The 19,035-nt window shown below is 36.6% G+C and carries 16 protein-coding genes and 1 pseudogene; 12 read left to right on the top strand and 5 right to left on the bottom strand.

The features are described 5' to 3' along the window. The first annotated feature begins 198 nt into the window (after nt 1-198). The 5 genes and pseudogenes from ilvB to BQ5321_RS13195 all read left to right on the top strand — a co-directional run bounded on the left by ilvB (nt 199) and on the right by BQ5321_RS13195 (nt 5,441). The gene (gene ilvB, locus BQ5321_RS13210; protein ID WP_071394928.1) at nt 199-1,902 is read left to right on the top strand and encodes a biosynthetic-type acetolactate synthase large subunit; all 1,704 of its coding nucleotides are present in this window, start codon (nt 199-201) and stop codon (nt 1,900-1,902) included. A gap of 158 nt (nt 1,903-2,060) precedes the next feature. Beyond that, entirely contained in the window at nt 2,061-2,930 is an 870-nt protein-coding gene (locus BQ5321_RS13205) for a dimethylarginine dimethylaminohydrolase family protein (protein WP_071394927.1), read from the top strand. 180 nt (nt 2,931-3,110) lie between these two features. Further along, nucleotides 3,111-3,605: pseudogene (locus BQ5321_RS25110) on the top strand (protoglobin domain-containing protein); the annotation flags it as partial. Between the two features lie 129 nt (nt 3,606-3,734). Continuing rightward, complete coding sequence (locus tag BQ5321_RS25105; RefSeq protein ID WP_390622188.1) at nt 3,735-4,367, top strand: methyl-accepting chemotaxis protein; 633 nt, start codon at nt 3,735-3,737, stop codon at nt 4,365-4,367. A gap of 150 nt (nt 4,368-4,517) precedes the next feature. Next, nucleotides 4,518-5,441, top strand: a complete 924-nt coding sequence (locus BQ5321_RS13195) for a ketopantoate reductase family protein (RefSeq protein ID WP_071394925.1) — start codon at nt 4,518-4,520, stop codon at nt 5,439-5,441. 95 nt (nt 5,442-5,536) lie between these two features. Here BQ5321_RS13195 and BQ5321_RS13190 read toward each other — a convergent pair whose 3' ends face one another. Beyond that, complete coding sequence (locus tag BQ5321_RS13190) at nt 5,537-5,956, bottom strand: hypothetical protein (protein WP_071394924.1); 420 nt, start codon at nt 5,954-5,956, stop codon at nt 5,537-5,539. A 343-nt stretch (nt 5,957-6,299) separates the two neighbouring features. Here BQ5321_RS13190 and BQ5321_RS13185 point away from each other — a divergent pair, with 343 nt between their 5' ends. Then, the gene (locus BQ5321_RS13185; protein ID WP_071394923.1) at nt 6,300-6,983 is read left to right on the top strand and encodes a TVP38/TMEM64 family protein; all 684 of its coding nucleotides are present in this window, start codon (nt 6,300-6,302) and stop codon (nt 6,981-6,983) included. Between the two features lie 59 nt (nt 6,984-7,042). Here BQ5321_RS13185 and BQ5321_RS13180 read toward each other — a convergent pair whose 3' ends face one another. Next, nucleotides 7,043-8,188: a CAP domain-containing protein gene (locus tag BQ5321_RS13180; protein ID WP_071394922.1), complete on the bottom strand. Its 1,146-nt coding sequence runs from the start codon at nt 8,186-8,188 to the stop codon at nt 7,043-7,045. Nucleotides 8,189-8,350: 162 nt separating this feature from the next. Beyond that, nucleotides 8,351-9,142, bottom strand: a complete 792-nt coding sequence (locus BQ5321_RS13175) for a hypothetical protein (RefSeq protein WP_071394921.1) — start codon at nt 9,140-9,142, stop codon at nt 8,351-8,353. 178 nt (nt 9,143-9,320) lie between these two features. Here BQ5321_RS13175 and pepF point away from each other — a divergent pair, with 178 nt between their 5' ends. After that, the gene (gene pepF, locus BQ5321_RS13170; protein ID WP_071394920.1) at nt 9,321-11,108 is read left to right on the top strand and encodes an oligoendopeptidase F; all 1,788 of its coding nucleotides are present in this window, start codon (nt 9,321-9,323) and stop codon (nt 11,106-11,108) included. 99 nt (nt 11,109-11,207) lie between these two features. On the opposite strand, the gene BQ5321_RS13165 is transcribed toward pepF, so the two are convergent. Beyond that, complete coding sequence (locus BQ5321_RS13165; protein WP_071394919.1) at nt 11,208-12,092, bottom strand: LysR family transcriptional regulator; 885 nt, start codon at nt 12,090-12,092, stop codon at nt 11,208-11,210. A 792-nt stretch (nt 12,093-12,884) separates the two neighbouring features. Here BQ5321_RS13165 and BQ5321_RS13160 point away from each other — a divergent pair. The 3 genes from BQ5321_RS13160 to BQ5321_RS13150 all read left to right on the top strand — a co-directional run bounded on the left by BQ5321_RS13160 (nt 12,885) and on the right by BQ5321_RS13150 (nt 15,626). After that, nucleotides 12,885-14,195 carry an aromatic ring-hydroxylating oxygenase subunit alpha gene (locus BQ5321_RS13160; protein WP_071394918.1) on the top strand — a complete coding sequence of 437 codons (1,311 nt, stop codon included), beginning with the start codon at nt 12,885-12,887 and terminating at the stop codon, nt 14,193-14,195. Further along, nucleotides 14,192-14,671 carry an aromatic-ring-hydroxylating dioxygenase subunit beta gene (locus BQ5321_RS13155; RefSeq protein ID WP_071394917.1) on the top strand — a complete coding sequence of 160 codons (480 nt, stop codon included), beginning with the start codon at nt 14,192-14,194 and terminating at the stop codon, nt 14,669-14,671. The genes BQ5321_RS13160 and BQ5321_RS13155 overlap by 4 nt, the downstream gene beginning before the upstream one ends. A 235-nt stretch (nt 14,672-14,906) precedes the next feature. Beyond that, nucleotides 14,907-15,626, top strand: a complete 720-nt coding sequence (locus BQ5321_RS13150; RefSeq protein ID WP_071394916.1) for a YebC/PmpR family DNA-binding transcriptional regulator — start codon at nt 14,907-14,909, stop codon at nt 15,624-15,626. 86 nt (nt 15,627-15,712) lie between these two features. On the opposite strand, the gene BQ5321_RS13145 is transcribed toward BQ5321_RS13150, so the two are convergent. Then, the gene (locus BQ5321_RS13145; RefSeq protein ID WP_187143742.1) at nt 15,713-17,362 is read right to left on the bottom strand and encodes a Na/Pi cotransporter family protein; all 1,650 of its coding nucleotides are present in this window, start codon (nt 17,360-17,362) and stop codon (nt 15,713-15,715) included. Between the two features lie 436 nt (nt 17,363-17,798). On the opposite strand from BQ5321_RS13145, the gene BQ5321_RS13140 reads away from it, so the two are divergent. Then, on the top strand, nt 17,799-18,410 hold the full coding sequence (locus BQ5321_RS13140) for a cell wall hydrolase (RefSeq protein ID WP_071394915.1): 612 nt from the start codon (nt 17,799-17,801) through the stop codon (nt 18,408-18,410). A 122-nt stretch (nt 18,411-18,532) separates the two neighbouring features. Continuing rightward, nucleotides 18,533-18,904, top strand: a complete 372-nt coding sequence (locus tag BQ5321_RS13135; RefSeq protein WP_071394914.1) for a replication termination protein — start codon at nt 18,533-18,535, stop codon at nt 18,902-18,904. The last annotated feature ends 131 nt before the right edge of the window (nt 18,905-19,035 follow it).

Below are 19,035 nucleotides of genomic sequence, written 5' to 3'. Positions count from 1 at the left end.
AGCAAATGAGCACCACAAACTTGATACTCTTATCATACACCATTTGTCAAAACTTGCGTAATTTATATGCAGTATAGCAGGATTAATCATATTATAAAAAATACAAAAAGGGCGAACTTATTTGAATATTTGTGATGCTCATCACTTACAAGTCTTTCGTAGTCTAGTACCTTTTAGAAAAAGAAAGGTGATATAGTGATGAGTAAAATAAGAGATATTCTCTCAACCCCATTGAATACAACTGATTTAATTCAAGAGTGCTTTATGAAAGAAAATGTAGAAGTCATCTTTACTTCAAGTGATCCAACCCTGTCGTCGTTTTCTGCACACCTTCAGCAGGAGGGGAAGATTCAATCAGTAATAATGCAACATGAACAGGCCATTGTCCATGCTGCCGATGGGTATGCACGAGCAACCGGAAAGATTGGCGTAGTTATTATTCCTGCAGGCTCCGGTATTACCAATGCCATTACAGGTATTGCAACTGCCCAAATGGATTCAGTCCCGCTTGTTATTATTTCCATTCAACCTACACCAAAGCAAAAAATGGAATGTGACGATTCTCGGACAATCGATACATTCGGAATGACGTTACCCATTGTTAAGTATTATTTCAAGGCAATTGATCCAATTAATGTACAAAACATCATAACAGATGCATTTAAGCTTGCCTTCGAAGGACGCCCAGGACCTATCCTAATCGAAATTCAGGAAGAATTACTTATGCGTAGTATCCCAGATTCAAGAGTTCATTTTGCAGAAAAGGAAAGAAACAAGCTGACTAAAACAATTTCTCCTAAACGAATAGAGCAGGTAAAAAACGAAATCATAAACGCAAGGAAGCCCGTCCTCTTTGTTGGAGGTGGAGTAACGATTTCTGGAGCTGCTCAACTAGTAAAAGAGTTTGTTGAAAAAACAAACATTCCCGTTGTCAGCACGATGATGGGGTTAGGAGCCTTCCCAAGTGACCACCCTTGCTTTTTAGGTATGGTTGGGATGCATGGAACTTACGCAGCAAACAAAGCTATCCATCGTTCTGACTTGCTCATTTGCCTTGGTTTACGTTTTAGTGACCGTGTAACTGGAAAAATCAGCGGATTCTCACCTAAATCACGTAAAATACAAGTGGATATTGACAGTGCTGAAATAAATAAGATTATTAAGGTTGATATTCCAATTGTATCTGATGTAAAGGATTTTTTATATCAATTAAATCCAATGGTAGAATCAGGAAATACAAACGAATGGCTTAATGAAGTATCTTCTTGGCAAAAGAAGGTAGCCCGTTATTCGGATTCCGATTCAAACAGTCAATTAAAGCCTCAGCAGGTGGTTGAATTGCTAAATCGTTATTCAAATAGCCAAGCTATCGTTGCAACGGATGTTGGACAACACCAAATATGGACTTCTCATTATTATCCATTTAACATGCCTCGAACCTTTATTACTTCAGGTGGCTTAGGAACAATGGGCTATGGGCTGCCAGCTGCGATTGGTGCCGCACTGGCCAAAACAGGAAAAGAGGTTATTCTGGTTAGTGGAGACGGTAGTTTCCAAATGAATTTTCAGGAATTAATCACAGTAGCCCAATATCAGCTTCCCATTAAGATTGCTATCCTTAAGAACAGTTATTTAGGTATGGTTCGACAATGGCAGGAAATGTTTTATCAAGGTCGCTATTCTTCCGTAAGGATGTTATCACCTAACTTTGTAGCATTAGCATCTGCGTATGGAATCGAGGGATTAAAGGCAAATAATCTTAAAGAAGCAGATAACATTATTCAACAGGCTTTTCAACAAAACAAGCCCTTTATCATGGAATTTGATATTACAGAGGAAGAAAATGTATTTCCAATTGTTCCTCCAGGCGGAAATAACACGGAAGCCCTTTATAAAAAATAACTAATTCAAGTATACATAGGATTTTATTAAGCTCTTAGGACATCAATGGACACTCTACAGATGTTCTAAGGGTTTTTTGTGATTATTTTTTCCTATATATAATGGTCATACTTCTCATACTTTTGAGGATACTATCAATAGTAACAGGAGGGGAAAAAATGGTAAGCATTCCAAACGAAAGTCATCAAATGGGCTGTTACAATGAATATGATCCTTTAAAACGGGTGATTGTATGTCAACCACAATTTTTGAAAGTCCGTGAAGAAATCAATAAAAAACAAACTCAAGCTCAGAATGACGAAATTCAAATTGAAAAGGCACTAAAGCAGCATCAGGAATTCCTTTCTACATTACAACGTTACGGTATAGAGGTAATTTCTGTACCGTATCATAAGAGATATCCGGAGCAAGTATTTACTCGTGATATTGGTTTCACACTAGGAAAGACCATTTTTGTTGCGGACATGGCAAATGCTGTCCGTGAAGGTGAAGAGAAATACTTAAAGCTATGGCTTGAGGAAGATGGGATTTCCTATTACAACATTATTGGCGATAGAATTGAAGGGGGAGACCTTCTAATAGATGAGGATACCATCTATGTAGGCTTAAGTAAGCGTACAAATCAACAAGCAATAAACCACCTAAAAGAACTACTACATAAGCAATTCCATTTATACACGATTGATTTCCATGATAAATTCTTACATTTAGATTGCGTGTTTAACATTGTATCGTCAGACCATGCCTTAATTTACCCAAAGGCACTACATTCGAAAGACATAGCTACTCTGCAATCACGCTTTGAATTCATTGAAGTTCCGGAAGGAGAGCAAGCAACATTGGGAACAAATGTATTATCAATTGGAAATAATCGAATCATCAGTTTGCCACAAAATCAAAAAGTCAATCAGCAGCTGAGACAGCATGGCTTCGAAGTAATTGAAGTGGATTTCTTGGAAGTTGTTCAAGCAGGCGGGTCGTTTCGTTGTTGCTCACTCCCGATTCACAGAAGCAAGGAGAATAAATAATGATGTGGAAGAGCTTGAAATTCAAGCTCTTTTTTATATAAAAATAACAAATTTACTATTTTAATATTTTAAAATAGACTAATAATTATCATTTTATGGTATTATTAACCTAATGAAAAAACGGGACTATTATAGGAGGAGACTATTTTGTTTTTTAAAAAAAGTAGGTTAATAGAAAGAATGGACTTTTCAAAAGGAAGAGCGGAGCTCGAAATGAGCCTTAGTAACGAGATTGCAAAACAAATCAAAATGATTGGTTTAACAAAGGAAGACCTGCGGATTATCAATACGCTACAGCCTTTTGTTTTGGAGAATATTGAGCAGATTGTGGATCAATTTTATCGTAATCTTGAAAACCAGCCTTCGTTATTCACAATCATTAATCATAACAGTACCATTGACAGACTAAAATTCACGCTAAAAAGACATATTTCAGAGATGTTTGATGGTGTGATAGACCAAACCTATTTTGAAAAACGGATACGAATTGCACATGTTCATGTAAGAATCGGATTGCAAACCAAATGGTATATGTGTGCATTTCAGGATCTATTACTATCCTTGACGTCTATCATTGAGGAACGTATCCCAGAACGGGCTGATTCCTTTTTGGCTATGAAGGCCGTATCAAAAATCCTGAATTTAGAACAGCAGATTGTTTTGGAGGCTTATGACGCTGAAACAGAAAGGCTGCGGCAAACAATTGAAGACCAAAAGGAGGAAATTAAGGATAATGTCATTTCGTCTTCACAAAACCTGGCAGCCATTGCGGAGGAAACCAATGCCACTTTGCAGCAATTAAACATGCAGACTGAAGAAATTGTCAGTTTATCCAATACAGGTACAGAATTATCTCAACTAGCAGAAGACCGGGCCTATACCGGAAAAAAACAGATTGGTAAACAAAGCCTCAATATGTCAAATATTACAAATTCAGTGGACGATATATCCAGAGATGTGCAAACCTTGCTTAGTATTTCGAATCAAATGCAGGAAATCATCAATATTGTGACAGGGGTGGCCGACCAAACAAATTTATTATCCATCAATGCTGCCATTGAAGCAGCTAGAGCAGGCGAACACGGACGAGGCTTTGCAGTCGTTGCGGATGAGGTTCGCAAACTATCGGAGGAAACCAAAAATTCTGTAACCAATGTGTCTAACTTAATTACTAATACCAATGTGGAAGTAGAAAAATTAACACAATCGTTGGAAAAGATTAGAGCAGCCGTCAAAGAAGGAAATAACAGCATGTCTGAAACAGAGGATCATTTCGAACAAATACTCGTAACACTCGATGAAACAAAAATCAAACATAATCAAATTAGTCAGGAAATCGTCTCCTTTGCTCACTCTGTTGGCGAATTAGGGAAAGCATTTGAGGAGGTTGCCATTTCGGCCGATGGTCTTACAATGATTGCGCAAAAGATGAACTAAACTTTGCTTTATTTCAATATCATAATGAAAAATAAAAGGAACCCAGCTGGTTCCTTTTTGAATGGATTAGTTTCTACTTTTTTTATTTTGAACACACTGATAATTTGATATTCTAGTAATATAAAAATAATTAGAGCGAGGGGAACATAGGTGAAGACAATCAATAAAGTAACATTAGTTGGATTAGGCGCCATTGGAATGGCCTATGGAAGCTTACTGCATGATTCTCGTAAAGAATTTCAAGTAGTGGCGAACGAAGAAAGAATCAAACGTTATCAAGAAAAGGGAATTCTGATTAATAATCAACCATACCACTTTCATTTCATCACACCGGAAGTCAAAACAGAACCAGCAGACCTTGTAATCTTTGCTGTCAAAAATGCAGAATTGAAGCAGGCAATCAACGATGTAAAACACCATATCGGACCAGATACAATCATTTTATCCCTGCTAAATGGCATTTCTAGTGAAGAGGAGATTTACGCTGCCTATAAAAATGAACATATCCTCTATAGTATGAGTGTTGAAATTGATGCTCTTCGAACTAACAATGAAGTTCGTTTTACAACACGAGGACGAATCGAATATGGGGAAATGGACAACACGATGTCTGAAGATGTGCTCGCTGTTAAAGAATTATTTGAAGAAGTCGGGATTGATTATGAAATTTCCCGCAATATCTCGCATACAATGTGGTGGAAGTTCATGATTAATGTGGGTATTAATCAAACTTCAGCGGTATTAAAGGCCTCGTATGGCATTTTCCAATCATTGCCAATAGCGTATGAGTGGGTTGAAGCAGCCATGCGTGAAGTGGTCACTTTATCCGAAAAAGCTGGAACAGGCTTAACCGAGACGGATGTTAAGAAGTTCTGGCCAATTCTAAATAAGCTTTCTCCTGACGGAAAAACCTCTATGCTGCAGGATGTTGAAGCCGGGAGAAAAACCGAGGTAGACTACTTTGCGGGAAAGGTATGTGAATTAGGAAAAAAATACGGAGTAGCAACTCCCATTAACGAACAGCTCTATAAGATGATACGAATCATTGAAGAGATGACCCAATTAAAGCAATAAATATACAACAAAACCCACCACTTTTTATAGGATGGTGGGTATTTTCTATCTCGAAAAGTTGTAGAAAGGAAGGGCGATGTATAAATTTTGGAGATTTAAGTGGTTTTTACAAGGTTATAGGAAGAGTGTTCATCATCCCATTGGAATATACCCTCTTGCAAGCGTATCACCGAATCAAACGGACAAGAAATGTTATGCTCTCCATCTTCATCCATTTGTTGCCTTTGTTCTTCAGACTGTTTTTTTAGTTGAAGCAAATCCATTTTAGTTGCAACACGTACAATCATTTCAAGGTTAATTTCGTTTTCTAGGACACCGAAATATTTACAAATAGATGTTTGAAAGCTTTTATTGTACTGGATCATCATCGGTAAATCATGAATACTGGCAACACCAAAGATCTCTTTAATTATGTCTTCATATCGTAATTGACTCCCAGTGGCAAAGGCAAATTGATCGGTTTCCGGATTGGCTAAATAATAAATGGTTTCAATATCATAACTCAACGAGAACATCCTTTCTGACGCTTCATAAATGTCATTTCACATAACATTATTTAATTATAACATAAATTTATCGAATATTGTTGTCGTTTTTTGTCGTTTTATAGGATGCCCCAAATTCTAATTGTCTTTCTGGTTTATTTTAACTTCATTCAGCATTCATCCTCCACTTCTACAAGTGGGGGATGAATGCTGAATGAAGTTAAGCCTCCGGCGAGTCATGCGATTTTTTAAAGGTAGTTTACCCGAGCGAGCTCAGGTAATCCGGACGCAAATTCGACGGGCGAATTTAATCAACACAGAACACTTCATTGTTATTTAAGTTTATAATAGAATTAACACGTTAAGACTCCTTATGAAAAAGGTGGTACACATTAAAAATTGGATTAAATCACTTTCATTCCTTTTACTGGTTTCAATCATGATTTATTTCATCTTTCATGCTGAATGGTTTCAAGCGTTTAGAAGTGGGGATATAGGAGGGATTATTCAGGAAAATTTATGGATAACTCTGCTAATAACGCTTTTGGTGATGATTATTCAGAATACCTTTACCATTATTCCATTAATTCTCATCATCACGATAAATTATACAGTGTTTGGATTTATGAACGGTTTTCTTTGGAGCTGGTTATCCAGCATTGCTGGTGCTGCCCTTATGTTTTTTGGCAGCAGATATTTGTTTCAGGACTGGGTTCTCCCAAGAATTAATAAAGAGTTTATTGATAAAATTGAAAAAAAGGGGTTTTTATTTGTTTTTCAAGCTAGGATTATGCCTTTTATTCCCACAAGCCTAATCAACATTCTTGGCGGAATCAGCTCCATCCGTTTCAATTCCTTTATTACAGCAACGATATTTGGTAATTTTATTTATTTTTTTATTCTCACCCTAATTCCGGCAGGTCTGATGAATTCACAAATAAATGAATTTCTGATTGAAGCGTTCATCCTGATAGCGATTATCCTAATGATTCTATATAAACGAAAAAGGAAAAAAGGGGAGAAGAGGACACTCTCGAACCATTCAAAAGGGATGTAACCTATCTATAAAATAAAAAAGAAAAACCAATTCACACTGACGAATGGTTTTTCTTTTTTTTACTTTGCTAAAAAGTTCTCTGTATAGTAGGGTTTTGAGTCAGAGTCAAAGGCAACCCCAACCCCTAGCGCTTCAAAATCAGGCTGTAGAATATTTTCTCTGTGCCCTAGAGAATTCATTAGACCTTCATGAGCAAAAATACTGCTTACCTGCCCGGAGGCAAGATTTTCACCTGCTGTATGAAAGGAAATATTGTCCTCCTCCATACGGTCGAAAGGAGACTGGCCCTCTAAATTAGTATGATTAAAATATTGATTTTCTGCCATGTCTAAACTATGGTTACGGGCTGTTTCTTTAACCGCTTCATCCCAGGATAAGACAGGGAGGGCATGCACCACTCTCGAAGCATTGGTTAAATCAAATAACTGATATTCAAAGCCCTCTTTCAGCTCTGGGCTTTCAAGCGAATAGTAGGAATCTTTCTGCTGCTCCAATTCATCACTTATGATTTGGATAGCAGTAACTGTATGATTCTTATGCTTATCGTAAAAAAAGGTCACATAGCTGTTGTCTGCTTCAAACAAGTGATACTCATCGTTATGATTAAGCTGATAGGAAATAAACCCCTTTTGAATGGTTGAACGTGGTTCCCCTAGCTGCTCAAGAACGAAGTCCTTTTCTGAACCGATACTAATGCCTTGTTTGGTGGAAAGCAAATCTTGGTTTGTATAAAGGCCAATAACTTTCCCTTTTTCATCATATGCAGCCATAAAAAAGTTATGGTAGTTTTCATGATAAGCAAACCACATGGTCCCATACTCATTATAGGAGGAACGCTTGGCTGCACCAGCCAATTCTTCCACTTCTGCTCTTGTATCGCCTAATTCAATGTTATGAATGGAGAAAGCATGCGTAATAGGGGCTTCTAAATCAGGCTTGGCTATGTTAATTTTCTCATGCTCTGATTCTTTATTTTTGGAGTTAATTGCCTGGTCTATCCTATTCAATAGATTATCGAACCCGGTTTCGATTGTATCAAACATTGTTGTTACGCTTGGATGTTCCTTAAGTACTTCGAGCTTGATTATGATAGTTTCATATGTTGATTGTCCGTCCAGTCCATCTTGATCCTTAACAAATAGAATCCAAAGGCTACCAAGTAATAAGATGGTAGCAAGGAGCCTAAAAAAAACCTTCAAACACATTCCCCCTCTCGTATTGGTTATCAGTATATATCTATCGCTTATAAAATAATAGCTAAGAAACCATTAAATATGAAAAACACATACTTTTGACTGCATGTGTTTTTCATTCATTTTAACTTCATTCAGAAAATACTTTTTGTATCGACGGGCGAATTTGATTTCTTATTCCTTTTTAATCTTCGATGGATTGTTTATTTTATACGGAACGGCTTCCTCGATAATAAATTCTTCCTCAGCATCCTTTCCTTTTGGTAATTTCTTTTTCACAATTTTACCGTCAAATTCAAGCACATCTCCAGGAGCAAGCTCAAACTTCTTTAATGTTTTAGAATGTGAGCACCATGCGAGGCCTACCTCAAGTGGACTTTCCTGTTGAATCACAACGTTTTCTAAGACAACGACTTCATCATTCTCTTCATTAAAATTATTCCAGCTTAAAGCAAATTGCTTTACCTTTGCTGTAAAATGAACCTTATCAACCGGCAACTCGAGCTTTCCTATTTTTGTTTTCTTTTCTGTTTTTTTCTCTGCTTTCTTTGCAACCGTTTTTTTCTGCTCAGCATTTTCAAGTGACTGTTTTGAAGGAGGCGTAGTCTTTTTCGATGCAGCTTGATCCTTATCTTTTTCAATTAAGGTTACGTTTGCTTTTTCAAAGCTTGGTGATTGCATTTCCTTTAAATAGGCAGGGTGAATACAGGTTAGGTTTCCATCTTGAAACTCAAGAACAATCGTATTAAACTCATCTGTTACTCCATAAGCCTCATAGCCTTTAATGGTCACAAGTCTTTGAAAAGTTCTATCCTTATACCAAAACGATTCCTTGGTCGTTGACAATCCCCATTCCTTAAGCTTTTCTATGTAATGTTCATCATTGTCGAAAGTCACAAAATCTCCTTTTGGAGGAAAATAGGTAGTGTTATTTGAATCCTCAATATGCGGCAAAGTCGCAGCCATTTCATCCACATCCTTTCTAGACTATTGTACACTAAATAATACCTGATAAAGAAATGAAAGGGGGCAGCTGCTATCTTTATTTTCCCTTTAAAAGGGTTTAAAGGACGGAATTGAGAATATATTAGGTATAATGTTTAGTAAGAATTTCATTACACTTTAAAACGTGGGGGGAATATACTTGATTACCTATAAGACAAGACAGGAAGTACCTTTGCAGGAAAAATGGAATATAGAGGACCTCTATGCAGATCTAAATCTTTGGGAAAAGGATTTTCGACAAATTGAAGAGATGGCAGAAAGATTAAAAACGTTTGACGGCCAGATTCACGATGGTCATTCACTCTACCAATACCTCAAACAAAGCGAGGACCTTTCCTATCTATTTAACAAACTCTATGCTTATGCGATGTTAAAGGTCGATGAAGACACACGGGAAACCTCCTCTCAATCATTATTGGACAAGGCAAAACAGTTAAGTGTAAAAGTAAGCTCATCTACCTCGTTCTTTATGCCCTTTTTATTAAGCCTGAAAGAAGAAACCTTGCAAGCATATATTAATGAAGAAAAAGGCTTAGATTATTTTACAGAAGATTTAATGGAGTCTTTTCGTTATAAACCACATGTGTTAAGCAAGGAGCAGGAGGAACTCCTTTCCCAATTGGGTGAAGCATTATCTGTTCCAAGCCATACCTTTGGGATGATCAATAATGCCGATATTAAATTTGGTGAAGTAACAGGTGATAACGGTGAGTCTGTTGAGCTGACAAGGGGGATGTATGCCAAATTAATAGAAGATGAGGATCGCGAAAAAAGAAAAGAAGCCTATTTCGCTTATTATAAGCCTTACCTGCAATTAAAAAATTCCATAGCTGCCACACTGTCAGGCGCGATTAAAAATAATGTGACGATGGCAAAGCTTCGTCATTATCCATCTGCATTAGAAAAAGGGTTATTTGGAGACAAAGTGCCTAAAGAAGTCTACGAAAATCTTATTGCGACGACTAAAAAAAATATCAAGCCGCTTCATCGATATACACAAATTCGGAAACAAAAACTGAATCTAGATGAACTTCATCAATATGATATGAGTGTACCATTAATCAGCGGAGTAAAACCGGTTATCTCCTATGAGGAAGCGTACGATACGATGCTAAAGGCCCTATCTCCGCTTGGGGAAGATTATATACAGATTCTAAAGGAATTCAAAGAATCACGGTATCTTGATGTTCGAGAAACACCGGGAAAAAGGTCTGGAGCCTATAACCTTGGTGTATACGGTGTACATCCATTTATCCTCTTAAATCATCAGGATGATTTAGATAGTTTATTTACATTGGTTCATGAATGCGGACATGGCGTACATAGTATGCTCAGCTCGAAATACCAACCACAAATTACAGCTAGATATAGTATATTTGTTGCAGAGGTTGCTTCGACTGTCAATGAAGTGCTGTTGATTAACTACTTATTAAAAAATGAAAAGGATCCGAACGTCCGTAAGCACCTGATCAATCATTTCATTGATCAATATAAAGGTACCTTCTTTACTCAAGTAATGTTTGCAGAATTCGAGAAGAAGACACATGAAATGGCAGAGGCGAGAAAGCCGCTAAATGTCGAGGTGTTTAATCAAACTTATGAGACATTATTTAGGGAATACAATGGAAATGAAATGGTTTTTGATGAACAAGTGAAATACGGTTGGTCAAGAATTCCTCATTTTTATCGACCATTTTACGTTTATAAATATGCGACAGGATATGCCTCTGCCATTCATTTAGCTACGAGAATCTTTGAAGGTGATGAGGAAACAATCCAATCCTATTTAGAATTTCTAAAAAGTGGCAGCTCAGATTATCCTCTTGAATTATTAAAGAAAACAGGTGTTGATTTAACTTCACCTGAACCAATTGAAAATGCATTAACACGCTTTGAAGATTTGGTAGAGGAGTTCTCAAAGCTGTAATGTTTTCTATTCCATTTCGTCCTTAAATAGCTGACCGTGATAAAAAAAGAAGGTGTCTGCTGCTTACCAGAACGAGCAGGTAAGTGCGGACACCTATTTTCATTCATTTTTATTATTCTTATGGTTAATAATGGAGCTAATAATATTCTCTAAATAATTTTCAATAATGAGGTTCTTTCGATATTGAATATAGATTTTATTGGGAATATACCGAAGCTCCTTTATTTCTTTTACAATCAGCTGATCACGTTCACTTTGATCAATTCCAATTAAAGGAGTAATCCCTACACCAATTCCACTGGCAACTACTTTTTTTAACATTTCATTGTTTTCAACCTCAATATGCTTAATATTTGGAACGCCTATTAAGCGTTGATCAACGTTTGATATTAATGGAGAATTCCTTCGATACCAAATAATGGTTTCATCATGTAAATCATCCATTTCAATTTTATCTGAATCAGCGAGTCGATGGTTTTTGCCGCAAATTAGTACGAGTGTATCCTCAAACAGATATTCGGAAATGAGATTGGGATTATACGCAACATCATTTCTAGTCAGAACTAAATCTAATTCTCCCGCTATGATCTGTTCATTTAACCTACTGGAATCCTCGCCCTCAATCACCGTAATGTTCAAATCATCAATAGAGATAATGGATTGTATCAACTCCGTTATAAAGGAATAAGAAAAACCAGGGGGAAAGCCAACCTTTAAACTTGGTAGCTTAGAAGATAGCGTTTCTTCTTTTGAATATCTTACATAAGAAAGAATAGTGGTTGCATATTTAAGAAACACTTTTCCTTCTTTCGTCAAAATGACATTCTTTCCTGAACGCTCAAATAATTTACAAGAGAGTTCACTTTCCAGGTTCTTCATTCGAGCCGTAACAGTTGGTTGGGTTACATTTAGATGTTCGGCCGCTTTTGAATAATTATTATACTCATAAATGGCGAGAAATGTTTCAAGTTGACTTGTATCCACGAGTATACCTCCTATAATAATAAACCATTTACTTCATTCCTATTTTAATCGTGAACTGCAAAACTGCAGGATCGATAGGGTCTTATAAATAAATCCATCTTTGTCGTTATCTAATATTTTCTCAAAAAAATTTCTATAAAGATATAGAAAATTTATTAAAACTATTGAAAAAGTAAATATAATGGTGATTTTTTCCTTCATATAAATTAAGTAAACAAATCGCTATGATAAATAGGATTTGTTCATTGTGCCAATAAAGGCTTAGACAGTAGACATAATTAAAAATATAGAGTAAATAATCTGATTTGAAAATAGGTGTATAAAAAAAATATTGAAATTGATATGTAAAAAGAAGATTTTTTTGATTAGATTTTGATGTTTTTTACATATATAATGTGAATATAGTTAAAAAAGAAAATATTTAAATTCCTTAGGTTATTAAAAATGCATAGAAAATTTTAATAATAACTTTTTTTATGAGCCAATGTATCATGAAGGTGCATACTAGGTCATGTGATTAATAAAAGTGTGATTAGTAGAGGTTAAAATAACAATCATTATTTTGCGATAATTATTAATATTGTGATACAATGAAAAAAACAATAAATAATATCATTGAATAATAGGATTTTTATTATCATGATATATCAATGCAATGCATTTGATTATTTATTGAAATTGTAAGCGGCTACAAGGCAGCTTCTTAAACATGTGGATGCAATAAAAATAATCTTGATAGATTATTTTTATATATATTATTTTATGAGATAAAGAATTCTAGGAGGGACATTGATGGGGAAATATGTAAGAGAAGACAAAGAGAAGTTGTCATTCAAAGTTAACCGACAAGCGTTTATTAAGCCTGAAATTTTAGAAACAGAAAGAGAAGCCATCTTTAGTAAATGCTGGCTTTATATCGGACATGAATCTGAACTGCCAAATAAAGGTGATTTCCATAGAAGAAAAGTCGGAGGACGTAACTTAATCTTCACACGCAGCCAAGATGGTGAAATCCGTGCATTCTATAACAGCTGTCCACACCGCGGCGCTTTAGTTACGCGTGAAAATTGCGGAAACTCTAAAGTATTCCGTTGCTTCTATCATGCTTGGAGCTTTAATAACCAAGGTGAATTAGTTGGTATGCCTGATAAAGCAGGTTTCCCAAATGATCATAACTGTGATGGTTCTAAAAACCTTGCGACAGTAAAGCGTCTTGAAAACTATCGTGGATTTATGTTTGTTAACTTCGATGATAACGCTGTCTCTTTAGAAGAATACTTAGGAAATGCTAAAGAATATCTTGATTTAGTGGCAGACCAAGCATATGCGGCTGAGGATCCAACTCTTGGAATGGAAGTTCTAACAGATCCTCAACAATACAGTGTACGTGCTAACTGGAAGCTATTAGGCGAAAACAGTGTTGACTTATATCACGGTGTTCCAACACACAAAACTTATTTTGACATTGTTGCTACTCGTGGTGGAACAATGGAAAAAGACAGTCTTGTAGGTGAAGGGAAAGACCTTGGCGGCGGACATGCTGTTATGGAATACTACTCTGCTTGGCCAAGACCAGTAGGTAAGTGGATTGAAGGTTACGGAGAAGAAGCGAAAGAAGTTATCGATAAGAATATTGAAAGACTAGAAGCAAAATTCGGGCAAGAAAGAGCACACCGTATTGCTAAAAAGAACCGTAATATCTGGATTTTCCCTAACTTAATCATTAACGATATCATGGCGATCACTATCAGAACATTCTATCCAATCGAGCCTGGATACATTGAAGTGACTGGTTATGCCTTAGCACCTAAAGCTGAAGGTGAAAACTTCAGACAAGTTCGTAACGACAGCTTCTTAGAATTCTTAGGACCATCAGGCTTTGCAACTCCAGACGATAACGAAGCACTTGAACTTTGTCAAGAAGGTTTCTTAAATGCGAAAGAGGTAGGCTGGAATGATATCTCTAAAGGGATGAACAGAGAAGTTCCTCAAGCAACGGACGAAGCACAGATGCGTGCATTCTGGCGTAGATGGAATGAATTAATGCTGGCTGAAGAAGCAAAGCAAGAAGGTAAAGAGGAAGCTAAGGGGGTTAACGCATGAATATAACACGTCAAGAAGTCGAAGAATTTTTATACCATGAGGCAGAATTACTTGATGAATGGAAAATGCAAGCATGGGCTGATTTATTTGCTAAAGAAGGCACATATGTGATCCCTCCTATCGGTAGCCCAAATGCAGATTTCAAAACGGCTTTATTCTTAGTACATGACGATCGAGCACGCCTTGAGCAGAGAGCTCTACGTTTACTAAAGAAAGAAGCTCACGTTGAGTTTCCACATTCAAAAACAACACATAATGTATCAAACGTAAGAATCGTTAGCAATGAAGATGGTGTTGTTACGGTAAAGGCTAACTTCGTTACTTACCGTGCGAAGCGTGATTTCCTTGATACTTATGTTGGAGTTAATGAATACCAATTAGTTCAAGAAGAAGGCGAATTAAAAATTCTTGCTAAGAAGGTAATCCTTAACTTAGAAGCTTTACGTCCACAAGGTAAAGTTAGTATTCTTCTATAATCATCAAAAAAGCACGTATAGAACTTTCTATGCGTGCTTTTATTGTTTTTTCATTAAGAGAACCAAATAAATAGGTAGACTATTTTCTTACATTTGACTTTTATCCTATTCTTTGATTAGGTATAATATATTTTGTGAATAAATAAGTAAACATCTAACAATGAAGAATGTTCAATGGATGAAATCGCTTATTTAAGGAATTATTACATATAATGTTGAAAGAGAGTGGGACTTTATGGGTCGTAAATGGAATAATATTAAGGAAAAAAAAGCATCAAAGGATGCGAATACTAGTCGTATTTATGCCAAATTTGGAAAAGAAATATATGTAGTGGCCAAACAGGGTGAACCAGATCCTGAACTAAACCAAGCATTGCGCTTCGTGCTGGAGCGCGCTAAAACATATAATGTTCCAAGACATATTATCGACCGTGCCATTGAAAAAGCCAAGGGCGGTTCAGAGGAGAACTACGATGAGCTTCGCTATGAAGGCTTTGGTCCAAGTGGCTCCATGATTATTGTGGATGCATTAACGAATAATGTAAACCGTACTGCCTCTGAAGTGCGTGCAGCATTTGGTAAAAACGGCGGGAATATGGGAGTAAGTGGTTCTGTTGCCTATATGTTTGATCAAACTGCTGTCATCGGAATTGAAGGAAAAACATCTGATGAAGTGTTAGAGCTATTAATGGAAGCCGACTTAGATGTTCGCGATATTCTTGAAGAAGAAGAGTCTGTGATTGTATATGCTGAACCAGACCAATTTCACGCCGTACAGGAAGCATTTAAGGCCGCAGGTGTAAGTGAATTCACGGTTGCAGAGCTCACGATGCTTGCGAAAAGCGATGTTACATTAGCAGATGATACGATTGCACAATTTGAAAAATTGATTGATGCTTTAGAAGACTTAGATGATGTCCAACAGGTTTACCACAATGTGGATTTAGGAGAATAATAAAAAATGAGGCTGTCCCCAAAGCAAGCGGGACAGCCTTATTTTCGTTTTAATGGAACATATGGTGTCAAATAAGTTCACTTCGCTTATCTGACAACCTCGTAAAAATTTTCCTCTTTTAATAGAACATGAGCAATATTAACTGCATGATCCCCAATCCGTACTAGGTTATTTATGATATCAATAAAGACAATTTCTGCTTGGGGACTGCATTCACCTGATTGGATTCGAAGTACATGCTCTTTTCGAAGTTCTTCCTCCATTTTATTAAGAAGGTCTTTCTTTTCGATGGCCAATTTCGCTGCATCCTTATTATTTTGATCAAGCGCATTCATAGCTTCTTTAACGGTAGCAATCGTTAATTCAAACAACTCCTCTAATCCACCTACACCATGCTTAGAGAAGTTAACTTTCAGCGAGATTCCATATTCGCTATGGTCAATAATATCATCAAAAAGATCACCAATTCCCTCAAGCTCACGGACGATACTTATCAGCTTATTTTGTTCTTCTGATTCGCGTTCCGTTAAAGAATATAATCCAATATCAATGAGATAATTCGTTATTTTTCGATCTAAGCTGTTTAGAAAATCCTCCATTTGCTTTGTATGCATGGCATGCGGTTCATGCTTTGTTTTGAAGAATAGTAGCGATTCTTTTAGCCCCTTTATGGCGAATTCTCCCATAAATATGACTTCTTCCTTCGCCTGTCCTAACGCAATGGAGGTGGATTGCTTTATTAAATGGGGATCGAGCCTTTTAGCCCGATACTCAATGACTGAATCTTCACCAGGAATGAGCTTCTTAGCAAAAAGAATTAACACACTAATGAACGGAAGAAATAACAGACTGCTAAAGATATTATAAAGGGCATGTGCAAAGGCAATCGCCATCTCTGGACTTAGATGAATAGAGCCTGATATCCATAAAATAAGGGCTGCAAAGGGCTGCAAAAGAATTAAAAAAATGATCGTTCCCATTACATTTATGAAGACATGTATGCTAGCAGCACGTTTGGCTACTGTTGAAGTTCCTATTGATACAATGACAGCTGAAATCGTCGTTCCGATATTATCTCCATATAAAATCGGTAATGCTGCTTCGAGTGAAATCAATGAATCTGCATAAAGTCCTTGTAAAATACCAATTGCGGCACTTGAACTATGAACCAACATGGTGGAAATAGTGCCTACGAGTACCCCTAATAAAGGAATTGAGCTTAGTTGAAGGGACAGACCTTTAAACATCTCAAGCTCACTCATTGGTTCCACTCCAATGCTGATTAATTCCAATCCGTAGAAAATTCCTCCTAAACCAAAGATAATCTGTCCGATATTCTGCATTGTTTTCTTTTTAAAGAAAAACAAAAGAAAAGCCCCAATGGCAATAATAGGCAAAGAGTATTCTTCTATATTAAATCCAATAATCAAAGCCGTTACCGTTGTGCCAATATTAGCGCCAAGAATGACTCCGATGGCCTGACGCAGGTTCATAAAACCTGCACCTACGAGGCCTACTGTTATAACCGTTGTTGCTGTACTGCTTTGGATCATACCTGTAACAAGAATACCCGCTAGAAAACCTATGAGTGGATTGGATGTAAAACGATCAAGAATATCCTTTAATTTGTTCCCGGCTATACTCTGCAGACCTGTACGCATCGTTGTAATGCTATACAGAAAAATCCCAACGCCTCCGAGCAATTCAAATAACATTCGTTGAATTACTATTTCCACATTTCCAACTCCTGACTACAATCTTCGACAAAAAAATACAATTCTATTAAATTATGAAGGAATTGTTAAGGTAAAGCAATTATATTGTAAAGTTTAGTGAAATTTTATTGCGACTTAATAAAACCTCACAATCTATTGTACATTCTTCAAGTTCCCATTATTATCCTTCACACTTCTGTAATGTCTTAAAAATAGCGATAAACTTGATACCTCCCTGAAATATATCGACATATTAGAGGGGGGATTTTCCAATTCATCTATTAAACTGAAGTTTATTTATTCGAGGGAAAATTTTCCAACCAATAGACTAACAGTAGAAAAATCAATGAATCCCCCTATCTCTGATTCTATTTCCATTTTTTGGGTCATGAAACGTATTGTTACAACTGATAGCCTAGTAGTAGTGAAGAACGAGAGACTACTAGGAGGACACTACATGAAAAAACTAAAAAAAATAAAAATGGCAGCATTAGCTATGGTTACCACGGTATCGTTATTTACCTTTCAACCGCCTGTTGACGCAGAGGCGGCAAGATCCACGCATACGGTACGTTCAGGAGATACCTTATGGAAAATTAGTAATTGGTATGGTGTAGGACTAACGACTTTAAAACAAGCAAATCAACAGTCTAGTAATATGATTTATGTTGGACAGAAGCTAGTTATTCCACAATCTACTATTTCCGAAAGTGACAAAGACCTCATTGCACGATTAGTATCAGCAGAGGCAAATGGAGAGCCATATGCAGGGAAAGTGGCTGTAGCTACTGTTATTCTTAATCGTTTAGACCACCCTGATTTCCCACATACGATTAGAGAGGTTATTTATCAAATTGATCATGGTCATTATGCTTTTACTCCTGTTCAAAATGGAACGATTCATCAAGCTGCAGATGCAGACTCGAAAAAAGCAGTTTATGAGGCACTTGCTTTTAGAGGACAGGGGAATGGCTCACTATATTTCTATAATCCAAAAACGGCTTCAAGCAGCTGGATTTATTCAAGACCGGTAACGGTAACCATCGGCAACCACCGTTTTGCGAGATAACTTCTTTAATGAAAAAGGCTGACCCATTGGAGTTAGCCTTTTTGTATACATATTCTTTTTCCTTAATTACACATTGTGTTATAATATATTCAGAAAAGTCTAATATTGGGCGGTGTGTGAATATGGGTAGCCGAAAAAGAGAAAGCACTGGTTTTCTACTTAAACAGAGGGCATTTTTGAAGTTATACCTGATTACCAATATTGAAAATGAACGATGGTATGGATTGCAGCTGTTAGAGGAGATACGGAAAGAGTTTCAACCATTTGGCTTTGAACCACAGCACTCAGAGATATACCGTGCCTTACATGACCTATTAGAAGATGGTGTTTTAACAAGAGGGAAAATTAAAAAGGGTGATTCCAAATACCAGGAGGTTGCGGTTTACTCCATCAAGGACAAGGAAAAAGCAAAGACCTATAAAAAAATGGTGAAAGCAGATTTGGATCGGTCGTCACAATTACTAAGAAAAGCACTAGAGGATAACTATTCATAATGACTTCAGAAGACATTCGTTCATGAATGTCTTTTTTGTGTGAAGCAATGCTTAAAAACTATATGAAAAGAAAGTTATTCTATTAATTCATCGACTTTTTGTTTATATTAAACCATATAGACAAATGTTTA

This window comes from Bacillus tuaregi (genome assembly GCF_900104575.1).
GTDB classification, from domain to species: Bacteria; Bacillota; Bacilli; order Bacillales; family Cytobacillaceae; genus Bacillus_BD; species Bacillus_BD tuaregi.
Note: the sequence above shows the minus strand (reverse complement) of the source record. Positions and strands in the feature narration are given on the sequence as shown.